General features: G+C 64.2%; 15 protein-coding genes. 2 read left to right on the top strand and 13 right to left on the bottom strand.

Annotated elements, in window-relative coordinates:
- Position 1 precedes the first annotated feature (1 nt).
- From rbbA to B5D62_RS31665, 6 genes are all read right to left on the bottom strand, one after another.
- A complete protein-coding gene (rbbA, locus tag B5D62_RS31640) occupies positions 2-2,779 on the bottom strand; it encodes a ribosome-associated ATPase/putative transporter RbbA (protein ID WP_085938095.1) in 2,778 nt (925 codons plus the stop codon).
- Positions 2,776-3,846, bottom strand: coding sequence for an HlyD family secretion protein (locus tag B5D62_RS31645; protein WP_085938096.1), 1,071 nt, complete (start codon positions 3,844-3,846; stop codon positions 2,776-2,778). The genes rbbA and B5D62_RS31645 overlap by 4 nt, the downstream gene beginning before the upstream one ends.
- 258 nt (positions 3,847-4,104) lie before the next feature.
- Positions 4,105-4,731 carry a PqiC family protein gene (locus B5D62_RS31650; protein ID WP_085938097.1) on the bottom strand — a complete coding sequence of 209 codons (627 nt, stop codon included), beginning with the start codon at positions 4,729-4,731 and terminating at the stop codon, positions 4,105-4,107.
- Complete coding sequence (locus B5D62_RS31655; RefSeq protein WP_085938098.1) at positions 4,728-5,699, bottom strand: MlaD family protein; 972 nt, start codon at positions 5,697-5,699, stop codon at positions 4,728-4,730. Before B5D62_RS31655 ends, B5D62_RS31650 begins: the two co-directional genes overlap by 4 nt.
- On the bottom strand, positions 5,696-6,508 hold the full coding sequence (locus B5D62_RS31660) for an ABC transporter ATP-binding protein (RefSeq protein WP_231715012.1): 813 nt from the start codon (positions 6,506-6,508) through the stop codon (positions 5,696-5,698). The genes B5D62_RS31655 and B5D62_RS31660 overlap by 4 nt, the downstream gene beginning before the upstream one ends.
- Complete coding sequence (locus B5D62_RS31665) at positions 6,498-7,589, bottom strand: MlaE family ABC transporter permease (protein ID WP_231715013.1); 1,092 nt, start codon at positions 7,587-7,589, stop codon at positions 6,498-6,500. Before B5D62_RS31665 ends, B5D62_RS31660 begins: the two co-directional genes overlap by 11 nt.
- 278 nt (positions 7,590-7,867) lie before the next feature.
- Here B5D62_RS31665 and B5D62_RS31670 point away from each other — a divergent pair, with 278 nt between their 5' ends.
- On the top strand, positions 7,868-8,530 hold the full coding sequence (locus B5D62_RS31670; RefSeq protein ID WP_085938101.1) for a TetR/AcrR family transcriptional regulator: 663 nt from the start codon (positions 7,868-7,870) through the stop codon (positions 8,528-8,530).
- Positions 8,531-8,739: 209 nt separating this feature from the next.
- Here the strand turns inward: B5D62_RS31670 and mobQ are convergent, their stop codons facing one another.
- The 7 genes from mobQ to B5D62_RS31700 form a co-directional block, all read right to left on the bottom strand.
- Positions 8,740-13,575 (bottom strand): MobQ family relaxase, encoded by a 4,836-nt coding sequence (gene mobQ / locus B5D62_RS31675; RefSeq protein ID WP_085938102.1) that lies wholly within the window; start codon positions 13,573-13,575, stop codon positions 8,740-8,742.
- A gap of 883 nt (positions 13,576-14,458) precedes the next feature.
- Positions 14,459-14,764, bottom strand: coding sequence for a hypothetical protein (locus B5D62_RS31680; protein WP_085938103.1), 306 nt, complete (start codon positions 14,762-14,764; stop codon positions 14,459-14,461).
- Between the two features lie 101 nt (positions 14,765-14,865).
- Entirely contained in the window at positions 14,866-16,359 is a 1,494-nt protein-coding gene (locus B5D62_RS31685) for a DUF4942 domain-containing protein (RefSeq protein ID WP_139374200.1), read from the bottom strand.
- 40 nt (positions 16,360-16,399) lie between these two features.
- Entirely contained in the window at positions 16,400-16,729 is a 330-nt protein-coding gene (locus tag B5D62_RS33160) for a hypothetical protein (RefSeq protein WP_139374201.1), read from the bottom strand.
- Between the two features lie 542 nt (positions 16,730-17,271).
- On the bottom strand, positions 17,272-17,751 hold the full coding sequence (locus B5D62_RS31690) for a GNAT family N-acetyltransferase (RefSeq protein WP_085938105.1): 480 nt from the start codon (positions 17,749-17,751) through the stop codon (positions 17,272-17,274).
- A gap of 27 nt (positions 17,752-17,778) precedes the next feature.
- Positions 17,779-18,117, bottom strand: coding sequence for a hypothetical protein (locus B5D62_RS31695; RefSeq protein WP_085938106.1), 339 nt, complete (start codon positions 18,115-18,117; stop codon positions 17,779-17,781).
- A 363-nt stretch (positions 18,118-18,480) separates the two neighbouring features.
- Positions 18,481-19,227 carry an enoyl-CoA hydratase-related protein gene (locus tag B5D62_RS31700; protein WP_085938107.1) on the bottom strand — a complete coding sequence of 249 codons (747 nt, stop codon included), beginning with the start codon at positions 19,225-19,227 and terminating at the stop codon, positions 18,481-18,483.
- A gap of 93 nt (positions 19,228-19,320) precedes the next feature.
- On the opposite strand from B5D62_RS31700, the gene B5D62_RS31705 reads away from it, so the two are divergent.
- A complete protein-coding gene (locus B5D62_RS31705; RefSeq protein ID WP_085938108.1) occupies positions 19,321-20,154 on the top strand; it encodes a LysR family transcriptional regulator in 834 nt (277 codons plus the stop codon).
- Positions 20,155-20,780: the final 626 nt, after the last annotated feature.

Here is a 20,780-nt window from a genome sequence, read left to right on the forward strand (position 1 = left end):
GTCACCCGGCCTGCTTCTTCAGCAAGGCCGTGCTCATGAGGAGCAGGACTATGATGGCGATCGCCAGAGGGATAAAGTGAGGCCATAAATCGTGCACGCCGAGCCCCTTCGAAAAGGCACCGCGTGCCATCGTCACGAAATAGGTCGTTGGATAGATTCGGCCGATCCAACTGCCGATGCCTTCGAGGGAGGAGACCGGGTCGATGACGCCGGAGAAATTCACCGCTGGCAGAAGCGTAACGATGGCTGTGCCGAATATTGCGGCGACCTGACTGGTTATGAAACTGGAGACAAGTAGGCCGAGCTCGACCGCGGCCACCACGTAGAATAGTGCTCCCAGCGCCAAGGCAGGGAAGCTTCCCGTGAAAGGCACACCGAACAGGAACACCGCGACCACCCACAACAGCAGGAAGCTGACCATGGACAGGACAATGTACGGGATCTGCTTGCCGAGGAGGAATTCGAGCCGGGTGACGGGTGTCACGTACAGGTTTACGATGGATCCCAGTTCCTTCTCGCGTACCACGCTCAGCGCTGCCAGCATCGCCGGGATGAGCATGAGCAACAGCGGAATTACCGCCGGGACCATGGCGACCAGGCTTTCTATGCCGGGGTTGTATCGATAGCGAACTTCGAGCCGGAACTGTCCAGCAACACTTCGCTTCCCGAGTTGGACGCGAGCCTGCTCGGCGAGCCACCCGGCATGCATACCTTCCACATAGCCGCGGATTGTTTCGGCGCGTTGCGGCATTGCCCCGTCGATCCAGGCCGCAATCTGAACATTGCGTCCGCGCACTGCGTCACGCGCGAAATTGGGCGGGATCTCAATGGCAAGGCTGATCTCGCCGCTACGCATGCGTCGATCGAGGTCATTGTAGTCTACTATAGGTGCCTTCTGCGTGAAGTAGCGTGATCCGGCAATGTTGAGGATGTAGTTCTCGCTTGTCGCTGTGCCGTCGCGATCGAGGACCGCGAAGGTGAGATTATCGACATCGAGATTTATGCCGTAGCCGACCACGAACATCAGCAGGACGCTGCCCAGCAGGGCCAGGGCCAGGCGAATGGGGTCGCGTTGCAGCTCGAGGGATTCGCGACGCGCATAGCTCATCACTCGCCGCAAGTCGAAGCCGCTGGTCATTGAGGAGGTGCGCCGGTTCGGGGCAGCATTGGGGATTGCGCCCGGCATCACCGGAGCCGCGCTCTGATCTTGCGCGGGCCGACGATCCGCCTCTTCGAGATAGCGGATGAAAGCGTCCTCGAGCGTGGCGCAGCCACGGGAACTGGTGATGTTTCGAGGCGTATCGGTCGTCAATACCTTGCCGGCATGCATCAGCGAGATACGATCGCAGCGCTCCGCCTCATTCATGAAGTGAGTCGAGATGAAGATGGTCACGCCGTCGTCGCGGGCGAGGTCGATGAGCATTTGCCACAACACGTCGCGGGCGACTGGATCGACGCCCGATGTTGGCTCGTCGAGGATCAGCATCTCGGGCGCATGGATTACCGCGACCGCGAGCGACAGCCGCTGGCGAATGCCGAGGGGCAGAGCGTCCGGCAGCTCATCCATGACGCAAACCAGATCGAAGCGCTCGACCACCTCCTGGATCCGTGCCGGCATTGATGCGCGCGGCAGCTTGAACAACCGGGCATGCAGATCGAGATTCTGCGCGACGGTCAGCTCGGAATAGAGCGAGAAGGATTGCGACATGTAACCGACGCGCCGGCGAATCCCGATGTCCTCCGGGTCCACTGGTTGGCCGAACAACGTGGCTCGCCCCTCACTGGAGGCCAGCAGTCCGGTCAGCATCTTCATGGTGGTGGTTTTGCCGCAGCCGTTCGATCCCAGAAACCCGAAGATCTCTCCCTTGCCGATGCGGAAGCTCACATGATCGACGGCCACGAAGTCGCCGAACCGCATAGTCAGACCTTCGGCCTGGATGGCGACCTCGGCCTGGGCCGTCTGCGCACGCGGCACGATACGCACGGGGCGATGAAGCTTGCGCTTCTCCTCGGGCAGGAGCGCAATGAACGCGGCATCGAGCGAGGCGGCGGCCGTGCGCGCGAGCAACTCCGAGGGAGTGCCTTCAGCCAGGATACGCCCGTCGTCCATGGCGACCAGCCAGTCGAACCGGGCCGCTTCTTCCATATAGGCGGTCGCCACGATCACACTCATGCCCGGCCGGGTCGCGCGAATTTCATCGATCAAGGTCCAGAACTGGCGGCGCGACAGCGGGTCGACACCCGTGGTGGGCTCGTCGAGGATCAGCAGGTCCGGATCGTGGATAAGGGCGCAGCAGAGACCGAGCTTTTGCTTCATGCCGCCGGAGAGCTTTCCGGCCGGGCGGTCGGCGAACGGAGAGAGGCCCGTGCTGTGCAGCAAGTCGTGGATGCGTCGCTCGCGCTCTCGCCGGCCATGACCGAAGAGACGGCCGAAGAAATCGGCGTTCTCGAAGACGGACAGCGTCGGATAGAGATTCTTGCCCAGGCCCTGGGGCATGTAGGCGATCCGCGGGCAGGCGGTCCGGCGTTGACCGGCGTCCGCCATATCGCCGCCCAACACCTCCACGCTGCCGTCCTGTATCGCGTGCGCGCCGGCGATCAGGGAAAGCAAGCTCGACTTGCCTACGCCGTCCGGGCCGATCAGCCCAATCATGCAGCCGGCGGGGAGATCGAGAGTCATGGCGTCCAGAGCACGCGTTCGGCCGTAGGAGAGGCCGACATCACGTAGGCGAACCACTATTGGCTGGCTGTCGGATGCGCGACTGGGAGCAATGCTCATTGCGGCAAGGCGCTTTGAAGGAAGGAAGGCCATTCGGCGTTTGGCTCAAGCTGTACGTAGGCCATTCCCGGCAAGCCCGTCTTTACCTGCCGGATGTACTTGCGTAGCAACTCTGGTGCTATCCGCGCCTTGATCCGGAACATCAGCTTCTGGCGTTCCTCCGCTGTTTCCACGGTCTTCGGTGTGAATTGGGCAACGTCAGAAACATAGGAGATCGTGGCGGGGGCAACATACTGTGGGGCCGCGTCGAGTATGATGCGGGCTTGAGCCCCGAGGGCAACGCGCCCGGCCTGCTCCGTGGGGAGATAGAATGTCATGTACACGTCGCTTAGATCGACGAAGTTGAGGACCCGCCCTCCGGCCGGAAGGACCTCCCCAGGCTGGGCCACGCGATACTGTATCCTGCCATCGCGAGGTGAAGTCAGCGTGCTGTCCTTGATGTCCGCCTCGATACGCTCGATGGTTGCCTGTGCCGCCACAACCGCTGCGTTCGCATCCACGACCTGCGACTTCGCGGCACCGATGGCAGCTTCCGTCGCCGCGACTGCCGCTTGTGCGGCGCTTACCGCAGCCTTGGCACCTTCGAACCTGGCCCGATCGTCATCCAGTGTCTGGACCGCAGCTGCGCCGCGGGGCACCAATTGGCCAGACCGTTCGAAGTGGCGCTGTGCGCCATCGAGTTCGGCTTGGCGCTGGGCTACCATGGCAATCGCGGCCACTCGTTCTGCTTCGCGTTCCCTGACGGTGCTTTCCGCGGTTTGCACTGCGATCGTTGCCCGCTGCAATTGAGCTTGCGCCTCGCGCTTCTGAGCCTCGAGCTGGTCCGTGTCCATGTGGGCGAGCACCTGGCCCGCTTTTACGAAGTCCCCCTCGTCAGCAAGGATGTCTTTGATTCTGCCGGGAATCTTGGTGGCGATATCGATCTCGACGGCTTCGATGCGACCATTGCCAGCGGCGATGCCTGGCGGCAGTCCGGCGGGCCTGAGATACAGCCAGGCGGCATAGACGCCGCCAGCCAGAACCAGGACGATCACCGCGACGATCCACGGCCGGCGGAGACGTTTCATCTCGCCAAGATGTCCAGGACGGGAATGCTCTCGAATTCACTTGGCGTCATCGCGGCTCCTTCTTCCGGCAAATAGGAATATTTTATGGAGCGAGTGCTCACGAGGAATGATCCATGTCAGCTTGGGCGTCAACAATTGTTGACCAACCGCTGGAATTCCTTCAACGGCGAGAAAACTCTCTCGGAGTCGCCGGTCTGGTTGGTATGACTAGCGCGACTGGGCGGACGATCCCAAGGTCGCTCCCTTATTGCGATGCGGTCAGCGCGGTCGGAGACTATTGTCGACCGTGGGGGCGATCTTCGCCGCGAGATCCGAGACGGCGCGAGACATTGCTGCCACGAGTGCATTGTCGTCCTGGCTGCTGAGAGCCTCCACGATGGCCGCCCGCTCCGCCGTCTGAGTCCTGGAATCCGATCCGTCGGTTATTGTCCAGGTCGCTGTCAGAATCAGCTGGTGATCCGTGATTTCGAAGGTGGCAACATCGACCGATAGCTGCCGTGTCGGGCGTTCGGGCGGCGAAGCTGTCGAGACGAAGATGCCCGGCAGCCGGGTGCCGAGCGAGGCCGCGAGCGCGCGGGTCAGGCCTAACGAAAGACGTTCGCCCCAGCGAGCCTTCTCGTGGACGACAATCCGGCCGCCGCTCGTCGTGACGACGTCCTTGGTGTCGAGGTAGTCGGGCACCCGGACCCGGAGCAGCTCGACGACGGGCAGCCCGAGCAAGGATCCTGCCGCCGGCGGAGCGGTTGTCCCGCCAAGGACGTATTGCGTGGGCATTCTGGGCGCCGTGGCGCAGCTGGCGAGCGCACAGGCGGCTCCGGCGGCGAGAACAAGGCGGGCTGCAAAGCAGCAGACGCGCACATCCACGAGCAGGAGGCCGGATTTCATCGGCCTCGACCCAGAAGCAGGACGTTCGGATCGCGTTCAACGGTTTCCGCGAAGCCGCGCAGAGCGCTGGCGGCGGATGAGAGGTCGCGGACAGTCGATTCCAGGTTCTCACGAAGCGGCGACCGCCGCTCGGTAAGGTTGTTTAAGTTGCTCAACAGGGCTTCGGCTTGGCGTGCTGCCCGGTCAGCCGACGCGAGCGTGTGGCTGAGCTCGCCGCCACGCAGGCCCAACTGACGATGTGCCTCGCCAGCGAGCGCGTCGAAATCGCGGAGCGCTTTCGTAGCTTCTCCCTGAAGGTTGCGCACGGCTTCATCAGTCGTCTCCATGGTCCGACTGAAGGCGCGCAGCGCCTGCCCGCCGCTATCCATCAACGGGTCAATCACGGTGTTGACGTGGTCGGCCAGGCGCGTGACCGATATGAACGCGGCCTGCGCTGAGTGGGCCAGCTGCTGCAGATCGAGCCCCTCTAGCTTGTTCCGCATCTGACCGATCTCGGACGGCAGCGTCGGCAGTTCCGGAATGCCAAGATCAAGACCAACGAGATTCACGGGAGTGTTTGGCCGGAAGTCCATTTCGACGCGGAGCTGTCCGGTGACGAAGCTCTGCATGGCCAACTGGGCTCGCAGCCCGGCGCTAATCAGCCTGTCATATTCGGCAGGGGCATCGCTCAATCTCCGGCCATCCCAGACTACGCTGTCTTCCTGGAGCTCGAGCAAGACCGGTACTTGGGCAGACAGTATGTGCTCCGTCGAGAAGCGAACGCTGATGGACTTCACTGAGCCGACTCGTACGCCATGGAAAGTGACCGGGGCTCCGGGCTCCAATCCGGCGACAGACTCGTCGAAGAAGGTAACGACTGACGAAGTCTTGGCGAATAGTCGCATTCCACCGAAGAACAGGATCAGGAGAATACCCAATACGAACGCGCCGACGACGAAGGTGCCCACGACGGCAGGTCGGGTGGTCATGGCGCTCCCGCTGTGGAAGGACGTGGGGCGTTCTGACCTCGCGCCATGAAGGCCCGCACTGTGGGATGGTCGTTATGGTCTCTCAATGCTCTGGGGGCGCCGTGAGCGATGGCGGTCTTGCTCTCGGCATCGAGAAAGATACCGTCGTCGCAGATCCCCAATAGGCTCGGCAGTTCATGGCTGACGATCACGACCGTGGCGCCGAGGCCATTGCTCAGCTCCAGTATCAGTTCGTCGAGGCGGTTGGATGTGATCGGGTCGAGCCCTGCCGACGGTTCATCGAAGAACAAGATTCCGGGATCGAGCGCGAGCGCGCGGGCCAAGGCGGCACGTTTGCGCATTCCACCCGAGAGTTCGGAGGGCATGCTGCGTGAAGCTGCTGACAAGCCGACTAACGACAGCTTTAGTTCGACGAGAATGGCAATCTCGGGGGGAGTGAGCCGGGTGAACATCTGCAGCGGCAGGGCCACGTTATCCGCCACCGTCATGGAACTCCACAACGCGCCGCTTTGAAACAGAACGCCAAACCCGCGCCGCATTTCGGTCTGTCGGAAGTCAGAGGCGATCCAGTAATCCTCGCCATTAACCAACACCTGGCCGGCCAGTGGCCGGAGCAAGCCGACCATCGCCTTCAGGACCGTGCTCTTGCCGCAGCCGCTTCCGCCCATGATGGCGAAGATGGAACCACGTCGAATACTGAAGTTGAGGTCGCGTTGGATGGCCCGTTCGCCGAAGCCGACCGTAAGGTTCCTTATAACCAGTGGCTCGTCCGCGATGGAGCGCTCGGCGCCTGCGGTATCAGAGGCCAAGGGCATCGGTGCAAACCGCAAACACGGCATCGAGGGCAATGATGCCGATAATTCCGGCGACAACGGCGGCGGTCGCGGCTCGGCCGACCTCGGCAGCGCTGCGGCCCGCTCTCAGGCCGATATGGGCTCCAAGCAAGGAGACAACAGCCCCGAAAACGATGCTCTTGGTCAAGCCGATGGCGAACTGCCTTCCGGCGATCCCTTCCTGAAGCTCGATGAGGAAAGTAGCCGGACCGAGGTCGAGCGTCAGAACGCCCACCACGAAGCCGCCGGCAAGCCCGATGACGCAGGCATAGAGGTAGAGCAACGGCATCATGGCCACGAGTGCCGCAATCCTTGGAAGGACCAGGAAGCCGAAGACCGGAATGCCGAATGACTTCAAGGCGTCGATCTCTTCATTGCCTTGCATCGTCGCAAGGTGCGCGGCGTAGGCGCCGCCTGTCCGTCCGGCCATCACGATTGCGGTCATCACCGCCGCCATCTCGCGGACCATGGCGATGCCCACAAGGTCTGCCACATAGATTTCGGCTCCGAAGCGACGCAGCTGCACGGCGCCGACGAAGGCCAGGATCGCGCCGACGAGACCGTTCACGATCGTGACGATCAATAGCGCTCGAGCCCCCGCTTCCTGCATGAGCTGGAGGATGTCGGTGCTTCGCACCCGCGTACGACCGACGATGGCTGCGCCGGCGCCAATCGCCGTTTCTCCGACAAGTGTGACGAGCGAGCAGGCCTCCGTCCAAACTCTGATGACTGCTTCGCCGGCACGTGTCACGAATGGGCTGTGGACGACCGACCGTTTCGCTTCCAGCCTCGCCTCGATGTGTGCCAGCGAGAGCAATCGGCGTACGGGAAGGGGCAGGGCCGAGTCATCGATTGGTACCGCCCGGCTTTGCTTCGACGCGGAAGCCGCATGGTAGATCATGCCGAGAAAGGCGATCAGCGCGCTGTCCCAGCGAACGACGGCCGAAGCGTCAATGCGTATCCGGCGGCTGCGTTGTGCCTTGTCGACTACGCTGCGCGCCTCGTCGGCACTGCGGACGCCGGTTTCGCGGGCGATCCAGTCGCCTGTCAGCTGCAATTCGAGGACGCCATTGCGCGGCGAGACGGACCAACAGGCCGGCCTTACCCGCGTCACTGCGCGTGACCCATGCGTCCGTGGCGCGATAGCTCCCGCGAGCGCCGGGATGAGGCCTCGACCGTCGGGCAGGAACACGCCAGTTTGCTTCGCCGGCGCGAACCAAGCCCGGCGAGGGATGTCGGGAACCATCTCAGCATCTGTTACAGATATGAATTAGCTTGCCGTCTCTGTCAACGGCTGTTGACTAGCAGGTGGCCTAGCAGAGTAGAGGGAATTTGATGACTGGCAGTAAACCGTCGAAGTCAACGCTTCCTGCTAAAGTTCGCATAATTGAGGCCGCAGCTGCGAGATTCTCTCGGTATTCCTACGAGGAAACGGGGCTGCGCGACATCGCGGCCGATGCAAAAGTAGATGTAGCTTACGTCCATCGGTGCTTCGGCTCTAAAGAGCGGCTGTTCGCGCAGGCGCTAGCCGCAGTCAGTTCGCAGGAGCAGATGGTCTCGAGCTCTCGCGATTTCATGGCGCAAGCTTTCACCGAAGAATTCTTCAGAAAACGACGGCGTGGCGACGGCGACGCTCATCCCCTGAGCATTTTCATCAGGTCTCTGACTTCCGCCGAGGCACGCAGAGTTCTGCGAAAGTCGCTTGCTGAGGACTACGTTCGCCCACTTAGTGAGAGGCTCGAAGATTCGACGTCGCTACGTGCAGCGTTGATCCTCGCATTCCTCGCGGGCGTAGGGATCTTTCGCGACGCGCTTGAAGTCGATGCTTTCCAGGAGCCGAGGGGTGGTCGATTCGAGAGACTGTTCCACGACATCATTACGCGGATTATCGAGATGGATGTTGCTCCTCCGAAAGGGAGGGAACTCGTCGGGTCAAGGATTTCGGGCGTGCAAAAGCGCCGCCGCCCTCGTCGCCGGGCCGATCTCGACAGCGAGTAACCACGTCCCCAAATGATAATGTGGCGTTCGTTCGTGCGAGCGCTAAACCGGACTGACAGTTTGCCGAAGTGGCACGAGGTGCGCGCTAACGCCGAGTGGAGGACCAGCGTGTGGCCACAAAGTGACCGCCGAGCGCGACGATGCGTCTTTAGAGGGTGTGATATGCCCGGAGTTCCGCTCTGCCCTCCGCGCGGGTGCTTCACCGGACTCTAGCGCTCGCGGCTGTTGTCGATATCTCGGCGAGGCTGCGTCGGTTGCTGATCGGAGCTACGTGACGCATTCTGTTGCCGCATGTCGTCGTCGAACTTCCGTTCTGCCTTCTGAAGATACTCAGGCCGCGTGTCGCCATGACGCGGATCGCGATTGCCGAAGAGCTCGCTGATGTCTTGGACCCGCTGCTGCCGTTGCGCCGACGACCGCCGGGCCTCCTGGGCTGGGTGCTCGGCTTGCCTAGAGCTCGAGCGGGAAGGTTTGGCTTGGCGCTCGCTCGAGCTCAAGGGAGCGGGCTGCAGGCGATTGGCGCCGGCGGGCTCTCTAGTCGACTGCTCCTGGGGCGCCCGGCCCTGGGCCGGCCTTGCCTCGGCCGAGCTTTTGACAGCTTCGCCGGCGCGCGTCTCTGCAACGGCCGGAGCGCTTTGCACACTGGTCGCCTCAGCCGCCGGCGCTGGCCGCTCGGCGCGATCGGCCTGGCTCAGAGTCGGCATCGCTGCCGATGTCTTCTCGTCGCGTTGTCGCGTATCGGCGGCATCGGTCGGCTGTCGATCGGCCACCGGCGCGGGCACGGGCTGACGGGGTTCCTTGCCAGCGCTCGGCGCTTCGGCAAGGAGCGCCTGGCGCCGCTCGGCAACTTCAGCCCGATTGATCTCGGCGCCTTGGGAGCTGTAGCGCACGATGCTGGCCGCCATGTCGCTATTGAGCGCATGCGCGGCCGCCTGAGGCTGCGCCAGGACGGCATCGGCATGCTGGCGCAGCTCGTCCCGCATTCCCTTCAATTCCGAACGATGCTCGGCTTGGCTCGAGCTCGAGGCCTCGGCCGAGGCGGACTGCCGGCTTGCCGAATAGGCCTCGTAATAGCGGCCAAGCGATTCGCGGAACGACTGGATCTTGGCGGCGCTGTCCTGCTGGGCGGTGCGATCGTCGGCCTGCTGCGCGGGGATCACGCCCCGGATGCCGGCGACGTAGTTGAAGCCGTCGGCCGCCGGCGCCTGGAGGGCGTCGCGATCGGCCGGCACGGCGAGCGCCACATTGCGACGGCTCGCGACCTCGGCCGATTCGGCCTGCTTGTAGAGCGAGGAATGGGTCTCGGCGCGATCGTAGAGCCGTTGCTCGCGTGCCACCTGGCGCGCGGCCGGATCGGCCAGCACGCGATCGGCCTGACGGCCAAGGGCGTCACGCAACGCCTGGCGCTGCTCGCGGAGCTCGGCCGACGCCTTGTCCTGGGCCGCCGGCGCCGAATAAGAGGCGCGCCAGTCGGCATGCGCCTGCTTGAAGGAGTCGACGAGCTGCCGGGCATTGGACCGCTGCTCGGCCGTGAGCGCCATGGGTTGCCGCAAGGATTGATGCAGCATGGCATCGCGGGCGGCGTGACGGATATCGTCGCGCTGCTCGCGGGCAATGGTCCGGTCGAGGATCTGCACCGCCTGGTGCCAGCTCGCCCGGTCGCTGACGGCTTTGAGGTATTGAGCGGCATGCGCCTTGTCGAACGCGGTCGTGCGATCGGCCCGCGCGCGATCGAGGGCGGCCTGGGTCTGAGGCGTCGGATCGGCGACATGCCGCTTATGGGCCTGCTCCACGATAGCCGACGCGGCCCGCACCGCCGGATCGGCGGCAACGGAATCCGGCGTCGGCAAGCTCGGCTGCCGCTCCTTCAGGGCTTGCGCCAGGTCGGCGGCCGACATGCCGCGATAACTGCGCAGGATCTCGGCCCGGCTGCCGGTCGAACCGGCGCGCAGCTCGCGGGCAATGGCCGAATCGAGCGCCTTGATCGTGTAATCGTAGCGCCCGCGCTGCACGGCGGCCTTCTGCTCGAGCTGGCGCTGCGTCGCCGATCGCGTCTGTTCCTCGCGCCGCTCCGCCCGCATCAGATCCATCTCGAGGGAGGTTTTCAGCGGTTGCAGGCGGGCGACCGTCGCGGCGGCGGCCGGATCGCCGGCACGCTGCGCGGCAATCGCTGCCGCATAGTCGCGGGCCACGTCGGCGAGTCTCGTCTCGAGTTGCACGACGCCGGCGACGGCCCGTTTCACGTCGGGATGAGCGTCAACGTCTGAGGGCCTGACCGGCGCCGGCGTCAGCGCCTTGGCGGCGGCAGCAAGGGCCGCAGAGCTCATCGACCGATAAGCCACCTTGGCTTTCTCCCAGCCCGCATTGTCGAGCAACACCGCCCGCTGGGCACGATCGGCCTCCTGGCGCGCGGTCGTCTCGTTGGCAACCCAAGTCCGATGCGCGTTCTGCCCCTTGGAGAAGAAGCCCTGCGCATAGTCGAGGGTGGATTGCTTAAAACTCCAGCGGCCAAGGCCTTCCTTCAAGCCCGCGATATCCTTGAACTCGTCTCGGCCGGCATAGACGGCAACCGAATCGCGATGCCGGCTCAAGCCGACATATGCGAGGCTGCGATCGAGCGTCGGGGAGGCGAGAAGCATGACCCGATCGGCCGTCGCGCCCTGGGCCTTATGGACCGTCACGGCATAGCCATGGTCGATCGCCTGATAGGCCGCTTGGCTGATGACGACGGCCGGGCGCGGCCCGCCGCCTGGCGCGGTGCCGTCGAGCTGCACGACCAGTCGGCCCGGCGCGGCCTCCAGCACCGTGCCGAGGTCGCTGTTCCGAACATCATGCAGAATCGGACGGCCGCGCCCGTCGAGCTGCCCGCCCTGGATCTCGAGGCGGCCATTGGCGAGGAGCTGCACCCGATCCCCGGCCGCATACAGACGGTTGCCGTTGCGGCCGCTGAACAGAACGCCGGGCTCGATCTCGCCCTTGGCGAGCCGCGCCTCGCGAATCCCTGAGTTGAGCGCCGCCACGTCGGCATTGCGATGCGCCAGGACCAGCGGCGCCGCCGCGCCAGGCTCCGCGGCGCGCTGGGCCATATAGTCGGCCACCACGGCCTCGCGGGCGGATTGCAGATCGGCCGTCAACTCGATCGCGCCATGGGCGGCATAGGCGCCCAAAGCGGCCCCGACACGCCCGCGCGAAAGATCCATGGTCGCCTGCCGTTGCCACTCCTCGCGCTGGCGATAGACGGTCGCGATCTCGGCAAATCCCACGCGCTCGGCCATGGCCCGGAACGCGGCGCCGGCGCCGATCGCCGGCAGCTGGTCCGGATCTCCGACCAGTACGAGCTTGGCCCCGGTCTTGTGCACCTCGTCGACCAGCCGGGCCATCTTCGCACTCTCGATCATGCCGGCCTCGTCGACGACCAGGACCGATTGCGGCCCGAGCTGCACCAGGTTCCGGGGCGGCGGCGTGGGACCGCCATAGGCGGCCCGCTGCTCGGCCGACATCGTCGAAAGCAGACTCTCGAGATTGGCCCGCTCGCCTGGGCTCACTGCATTCCACGCGTCGCGGCGCTGCCACCCCAGCAGCAGAGAATCGACGGTCCGGCTGCCGATGCCGGACGACTCCGCCAGGTTGCCCGCCGCGGTGGCGGCAAGCGCCGCGCCGATCACCTGATAGCCGGCGCCTTCCCAAGTGCGCCGGGCCGCCTCGAGCATGGTGCTCTTGCCGGCGCCGGCGACGCCGACCACGAGGGCGAGCCGGTCGCTCTGCGTTACATGCTTCAAGGCCGCCGCCTGCTCGGCGGTCAGCGCAAAGGCGCGACCGTCCGCCCCGCGCCGCGCCTCGGCCAAAGCCTCCAAGGCGCTTTGCCGGGCCGCCGCAAGCGGGTCTTCACTTTGCCCTGCCGCCACGCCGGCCGACGCCTGCGTGCGCGCCGCGAGCTGCACCGCCTGCGCCGCCATGCCGGCCTCGAGGGCGACCATGTCGGAAGTGGAGAAACGCGCCACGTCCACGAGCGGATCGCTCGAGCTCACTTGCAAGGCGGGGTCTCGCACCTCGGCGCCCTGACGATCGACCTGGCGGCCGTCCTGAATCTCGATCTCGCGCCCGTCGGCATGCCGGCGGATATCGCCCTGGAGCTGCACGAGCTCCGGGCTGGTCATCACCGCCGCCAGCGCTGCGGCAAATCCTTCATGGCTGCCGACGTAACGATGGACGGCGCGCGCAATATCCTGGCGGGTGAAGACCGCTTCATGGTCCGTCAGGATCTTCAAAACCTGGCTCGGGTCGTTGCGGATGACATCGACGTTATGGGCTTCGGCCTCGGGGCTGAGCGCCTGGTTGCCAATCAGGATTCCGCGCCGCTGCATTTCGGTGGCATTGGGGCCGACATGCTGGGTCGGCGCCACGTCCAGCCCGCGCTCCTTGAACGATCTTGCGTCAATCCGGGTCTCGAACCCGGCCGCCGCCAGATGCAGATTGGCCATATGCGCCCATTCGGTCCGCAGGTCCTTGATCTGCTGATGCACGGGCACCATGCCGAGCGCCTTGCGGTTCGTGCTGTTGATCGCGAAGTCGTAGCGCTCGCCGAAACCTTGCTCCGTCACCTTGAGCGACGTGAGCATGATATGGACGTGATGATTGCGCTGGTCGCCCTCGCGGCTCGGCGCATGGATCGCCAAATCGGCGGCGACGCCGAGCTTGTCGGCCAGGAGCTGCGTGTATTCCCGAGCGAGCGCATGGCGCTCGGCCTCCGACAATTCGGCAGGAAGGGCGATCGTGAACTGCGTGGCGAGGCGCGCGTTTTTGCGCGGATGGGCGGCCTCGAGCCGGTTCCACAACTCTTGTCTGTCCTGCATCCAAGTTGGCGCAGCGATCCCGGTCGGCGTGAAAATCTCGGTATGGAGGACGCCGGCCTTCCTCTCGTAACTGAAGAATTGCTGCGTGCGGTCACTGTAGAGGGTGTTGGCCGCTTGATACGCCGCCGATGCCACGCTCGACCGGCCGGCCCCTCTCGAAATGTCAGACTTGGCAAAGTGGCAGATGGCCATGGTCTGCGCGCACCGCAATTTGCCGAAGGCAAAATTGCGCTAGTGCGCCCTCCCGGTCATCTGCGGTTTGACAACAGAGTCGAACCGCCCGAAAAAACGAAGTGCGGGCATACCCAAGAGTGTAGCTACCCAAGGGGGTAGTGCAAGACAATGGCACAACCGACTTCCAGCCGAAAGCCGCCGATTGCCGCCCTCGTCGTAGAGGCGGCGACCGAGCTTGGCGCGTGCCGCGACCATGGCGCCCTCGGCGCCTGGGCGGCCGCCAATGGCATTCGCACGCGCCAAGCTTTCACTGCTTTCAAGCGGGCGCTGGCCGCCATCGGGATCGATTGCGACGCGCTTCGTCGCGGCGAACGCGAGGCGGCCTTGGCCGCTCTCGCCGGCACACCGCGAGTCAAATTGGCTCTCTGCGCGGCGGCCAGTTCATTCCGCGGGCGGTTTTCGATTTGCGCGAGGGAGGGGGAGCCACTTTGGTTTGGGCGGTTCTTCAAGAGGGACAATCGGGAATCGAAAGCCCTTCAGACGCATGCCGAGCTGGACGTCCTGCGCAAAGCGATCTGGCTGGCGGCGAAGGGCGCGGCGCTCGTCGGCGAGCCCGCGATCGCCGTTTCAATCGGCCTGACCGGCAAGGCCTGGTCAGCCGTCAATCTCATGATGTCGGTCGAATCGGCGGACCGCCTCGCGCGCAAATCATTCGAGCATCAGCTCGTATCCTACGCGCTCAAGCATCAGGTCAGATTGCGGATAGAGGAAATGGGAAGCGGGGGAAACCCGGCTTCCGATCTGCTCGCCGGCGACGGCTATAAAGCCTGGTCGCCGGCCGAGCTGCGCGCCCTGGTCCGGCCGGCGCGTCTGACGCGCTCGGCCGGCCGCCCATGCTGCATTAGGCAGCGGGCGCCGGCGCCTCCGGCACTGCGGCCGCCTCGAAGAACTCGGGGAACAACCCTTCATTGGCTTCCCCGAGAAACCCGCGAAAATCATCCAACTGACCGCGCAGGGCGACGGTCAGGGGATGCTCGGGATTCTTGGTCAGGCAATCGAGGACATAGGCTCCCGTCATGACCTTGCGCCGGGTGTCCGTCTTACGGTTCACCTGCGCAAGACGCGCCCGCTTGTCGGCAATCCTCGCTTGTAGGGCTTGCAGCTTCTCAAGGTCCGCCTTGAGGCTGCTTTGCAGATCCTTAGCCATGTCTCACGCTCTCCACTCACCCCGCGGCCGCACTCTATCACGACCGCGAGCCTCGGGGCAGGGCGCGCGGCTCGGCCGCTGCGCGCCCGTCTCGGTGCCGCTCACCAACGGCGCGAGCTGCGACCGTCCTTCCACACCCGCAGCATGCGCGTATTCGCATACGTCCCGACAGAGGCGAAGGACCCGGCCGGAAGATCCTCCCATTCGGCATTCATGCTCTCCATCAGGGCGCGGAACGCAATCGACTTCCGGGTTTCCCGAAACTCCGTCCCGGCCGACATGATCGCGACAAGGCATCCGTCCGGCTTCAGAAACTCAAGCGCATGCAGGACATGGTCGATATCGCGCTCGCGATCAAAGGGCGGGTTCATCAACACGCGGTCGTAGAGCGCGCCGGGGTTCGGCTTCAGCGCCAGGAAGTCGATGCACTGCACCCGCCGGAACAGACCGCAGACCTTCAAGGCCTCGGCAAGAGCCGGCTGATACTCGACGCAATCGACGACATGGCCGCGCTTCGCGGCAGGGCCGGCCAGGTTGCCGGTGCCGGCGCTCGGCTCCAGGATCGTCAACGGGCCATCTTCATCACGCCTCCACAGGGGCGCGAAGTTGAAGAACCGCTGGGCCGCATCGTCCGGCGTCGGATAGAAGCCGTAGCGCTTCGCAAGGCTGGTCTTGGGATCGTGCAGGCCCGTATCCGGGTCCGGCTCGCGATCCTCGGGGATCGGGGCGCCGTAGTATTCGCCCAGGAGCGCATTGACCTTTTCAACGAGGTCATCGCGCTTGAACCAGATATGCAGGTTGCCGTTCATGAAAACGCGGACCTTGAAATAGTCGCTCTCGACCTCCGTCTGACGGGCGCCCCAACCGCCCTGTCGCGCTTGCTCCACGGCATGGACGATGCCGCCGACCAGATGGGGGTTCTGGCGACCATCGAGCACGTTGAACGTGCGGTCGATGTCATGCAGCGTGTCGCGCTCGCTCCGGTAAAAGTTCCAATGGCCAGTGTCGCCGAAGGCACGGGACAGGATCACACGGCTGCCGATCTTCCAGCCATCATGCGACCGGAACCGCCGATCGAGGCTGGTAAAGCAATTGGCGATGCCGCGCTTGAAAATCACATCGGCGTCCAACATGAGCTGCTGCAACGTCGCATAGACGTTGCTCTCGATCGCTTCCGGCACTTCCTCCTGCAACTGCCGGTGCAGCTGGTCCTTGGCCTGCTTGTCCATTAGGCGCTCAAGATCGGTCATTTCGACGAGGACGGCCCACATGCGCCGGTCCACCATCTTGCGCGCCGCCTCGGTGAAGGTCTCGAGCTCGGGCACCTCCAAGCCGGCCAGGAAATGCGCCTGCTCCTGCTCGTTGAAATGCGTGAACCGATCCGACCGTCCGCGCTGGTCGATGGCGAAGAAAGCGGCCTTGGCCTGGTCGAGGGCTTCGGCCGCTGTCGTCAGAACGGTGAAGGCCTGCCCGAACAGGTCGAGCGCATGTTGCCGGCGCCGGCACATATCGCGGATCGTGGCACGCGGCAGGATGGCATTCGGCGTTGCCGCGTCGGTATCTTCACCGGGGGCATAAATCGAAACGTTGTCCATTGGTCGACTCGGAAGAAGGATCGGAAGGAAAGGGGACAGGTCAGAACGGGCGCGGCGGTCCCCAGATCGCCAGCGACGTGCCGAGCGAGACCATGGCCTCGCAGGCTTTGAAGAAATCGAGGAAGTCGGCGAGCCACACTTCGACGGTCGAACCATCATCCAGGACGGCGACCGCGCAGAGGGCGTAGGCATCGGCCGCGGTCAGCTCGCAGGGGACGGCATCGCCCCTTGAGTTGAATTGAACGGGATGAACATCGAAGGACCGGGCTCGAGCGATAGCCTCGCGGGCGTCACCGGCCGGGGCGCGATCGACGATCCCCAGCGGCGAGACATCGGAGCCTCGGGCCGCACTGGCGGCAGCAAATGCCATGGCACACCTCTCCTGGTCCTGGCCGAAGGAAGCGAGGGCTTCAGGCCCCGCCTTCCTTCGGCATGGATGCCGAAGAGCCGGGGGTGGGCGGTCAGGACGGACGGGCGCGGAGGGGGATCACCCACGACGCAACGCGTCGCGGCGCAGCCGTCTCGCAGCGCTTGCGCGAGAGATGGGGAGACCGCGCCCGTCCCCCGGAGGGCTTGGTCTTGACCGCCACGGGGGCGGCAGGCCCCCTTGGGAATGCGATAGGGATGGAAGCCCGAAGGGCGGAGACCGGCATAGCCGGGCTCCGTTTACGACAGCCTGGGCCGGCGCCTGGCGCCGGCATTGCTCGGGATCAGCGGCAGATTTGGAGAACCAGTCCCGTATGACGGTCGGGCTGCCTATTGATCGAGCTAAGTGACCACGGTGGGATCACGGTATTAGGCTAACATTTGCAACAAGAAGCGAACCTAAGCCGATCACGAGAAGGACGATGGGCCCTGGCGATGCCCTGTTGCGGCACGCTCCTTTCTCTCTGAAGATTCCCCGGCACCCCGCTACAGGAACTTCCGGAGTTCGAGCGAATATGGCGCGTAGCCGGCCCGAGCATAGATGTCCGCCGCGCGCACATTGTTGGCAAGCACACCGATCATGAGCTGGCGCAGGCCAAGATGGCGTGCTTCGGCTTCGCAGCGATCAATGAGGGCGCGCCCGATGCCGAGACTGCGCGCTTGTTCCTCGACAAAGAGGTCCGCGATATAGCCAAAGGTCCGACAATCTTCGGCAACGAAGAGCGGATGTTGTTCAATCAAGAACACCGCCCACCCCACAGGCCGGCTGTTTTGCTCCGCTATGAAGATGCGACCTCCATTTATCGCCACACGCTCGACCAACTGCGCCAAGTGCTCGCTCGCCACGGCATCATCAAGCCTACGATCCGGTTCGATCGCGTATTCGTAACGCTGCGTACCGTCGATGAACGAAAGTGCGGTGCCTCGCTCCTCCGGCAATATGATGTCGCGAATGCTAAAGCTCATGGAAAAAGCATAACGGGGCCGGGCAACCTAGTCGATCATGCCCCGCGCAATGGAAGCGGCTTCGGCGGCGGGTTCTTCGCCAGGATAGACAGGAATGATGCGCAGCCCTTCGGGCGCGCGCTCGACCACGCGTCGAATGGCGGCGAGGTGCGCGCCCGGCGTAGGCCAGCCCAAGCGGTCGGCATCCTCCTGCGTTCGGGAAAGCCTGATGACAATCTCGCGCGGGTCCTCGCCGTACTCCGCCACCAGCTTGCGGATAAGCGCCAACTGCTCCTCGGCGGCGCGATCCTGCTGGTCGCACAAGGTTTGGAGCTTCTGCCAATGGTGCGCCGGGATCTCGAACTCACCGGAAAGCCAGCGCCGCACAACGCGCTGCTCGGTCGGCTCGCCGGTCGAGGGGCTAATAAGAAAGACGCCGGCATCGGCCGCGCTTAGCCCGCAACGATGCAGTTCATGATGCCCTCCTCTGGTCGGTGCGGGCGATGCGATGGTGCATGTGCCGGCGCGCTCCCTCGCGGAGCGAAGGGCACGGCGCACTGCGGCGGCATCGTCTGACCGGAACGGCAGGATAGAGATGGAGGTCATCGTCAGGCGGTCCTGATCTGCCTGTCTGTCGCGATGCCAACCTTATCGTCGTTCCAGCGTACCACCCATGAGCAGACACTACTAGCAGTCGGTGTCCAACCGCAGATGGCAGGAAGTGGTGAAGTGCGTGGCGATGAGGGCGGTTCACTGATTGTTGCGGGTGGAGAGAAATTTGCGCATGCCATCATGCAATTCACCCGTTGCAAAACTCTGGTGGAATAGTCGGCGCTCGAGCCTCAACCCTTCGGCCAGGCCGACGGATACAGCGACGTTGACTGCCTCTTTGGCAAAGCGCGCCGCCATCACGGGGCGGGACGCGACTGCCTTGGCAATGACCGTGGCCTCGGCGACCGCTTGGCCCGCTGGAACGACGCGGCTTATGAGTCCAATCCGCTCTGCTTCCTGCGCATCGATGAAACGGCCGCTAAGGATCAGATCCATTGCCTTGGCTCGCCCCACCGCGCGAGCCAGACGTTGCGTTCCGCCGCCTCCCGAAAGTGTACCGAGCGTGATCTCGGGGTGGCCGAAATGGGCATCCTCCGCAGCGATAACGATGTCGCACATCTCGATCAGCTCGCACCCGCCGCCGAGAGCATACCCCTCGATGGCGGCGATGACAGGCTTTCTGCAACTTCCGAGGCGGTCGCAACAGCCGGAGAAGTCCTCGTCCAGCGCATCCGCCAGCGACATGTCCTTCATTTCCGCTATGTCAGCACCGGCACAGAATGGTGGTCCGCCGGTCAACAGGATGACGCGCACGTCCGCATTGCTCTCCAGATCCTCGACCGCCTTGCCGATCGCTGAGATCATTTCGCGCGACAGGGCGTTCCGCGCCGCCGCTCGGGCCAGCGTTATCCGTCCCACGCCTTCGTGGATGTCGAGATTGATCATCGGTCTCCGCCTCTACCACCTCATCCGACATGGGTAGCGCTGGCATTCCCATTGGTCTATTTAATTGACGTCGGCGACTCATAGAGAAGCACTATGAATATCCAGCATCTTCGCTACTTCCTGGCCGTGATGGACACCGGCTCCATCTCCCACGCGGCCGAGACCTTGGGTGTGACCCAGCCGACGCTCTCGGTGGCGCTCAAGAGGATTGAGCAGGAGTTCGCCACGCGCCTATTCGTGCCCGATGGCCGAGGGATCATGCCATTGCCTGAGGCGAAAAGGCTTGAGCAACGAGTGCGACCGCTTGTGAACGCTCTCATGGATATCCGACGAGAGCTTGCATCTAATCCTTCGCCACGCACTCGGCTCGGTATCGCGCAAAGTTTGAGCGAGCCGTGGGCATCGCGGCTGGTGAGCTGGTGTGGCAGCCGCGTCGAGATTGTCGAAGGACTTCCCGACGAACTAGAGAAAAAAGTCGCTGAAGGATCATTGGATATCGCGTTCACGATATTGCCTACCAAGCGGAAGTTGCCCCAAAAGGCTCTATTCCACGATGCCTACCAGCTATTCGTCGGCCCAACGCATCAATTCGTTGGCCGGCCCCGAATGTTAATCAGGGAGCTCGATCGGCAACCGTTCGTGATGCGGCTAGGTTGTGAATTTCTCGGATCCGGACGCAAGCTCCTCGATGAGGCGCGGGTAAGGGTCGCTGTCGTCGCGAGAACAAGGCAGGAATCGACAGCAGCGGCGCTCGTCGCCGCGGGTATCGGTTGTACGATCGCGCCCGACAGCTGGGCCCGACCAGGGCTTCATTCCATCGCCTTTGCCGATTTCTCAATGGAGCGCACGGTGGGAGTTGCATGGAAATCGGTTCGTTACGCATCGACAGCAAATACGATCGGCAAGCACTTGGGGGCAATGCGTTGAGAGATGCGTGGTCCCAAAAGGCGCGCTGATCTGCGATCACGGGATTGCTCGTCGTGCCGCTGACGGCCGCCTTCAGCTCGCAGGCGACCGCATCGCCGCTCGAGGTGAATTGAACGGGGCGCACATCGAAGGACCGCGCTCGAGCGATGGCCTCACGGGCGTCATCGGCCGGGGCGCGATCGACGATCCCAAGCGGCGAGACATTGGAGCCTCGGGCTGCACTGGCGGCAGCAAATGCCATGGCAAACCTCTCCTGGTCCTGGCCGAAGGAAGCGAGGCCTTCAGGCCCCGCCTTCCTTCGGCATGGATGCCGAAGAGCGGGGGGGGCGGTCAGGACGGCCGGGCGCGGAGGGGGATCACCCACGACGCAACGCGTCGCGGCGCAGCCGTCTCGCAGCGCGTGCGCGAGAGATGGGGATACCGCGCAGGCCCCCGCAGGGCTTGGTCTTGACCGCCAAGGGGGCGGCAGGCCCCCCTTCAGAATGCGATGGGGATGGAAGCCCGAAGGGCGGAGACCGGCGCAGCCGGGCTCCGTTCACGACAGCCCGGGCCGGCGCGCGCGCCGGTATCGCCCGAGGGCGGACGATCCTACGACAGCGGTTCGTCCTCCGGCCACTCAACGCCGG

The organism is Enhydrobacter aerosaccus (assembly GCF_900167455.1).
GTDB classification, from domain to species: domain Bacteria; phylum Pseudomonadota; class Alphaproteobacteria; order Reyranellales; family Reyranellaceae; genus Reyranella; species Reyranella aerosaccus.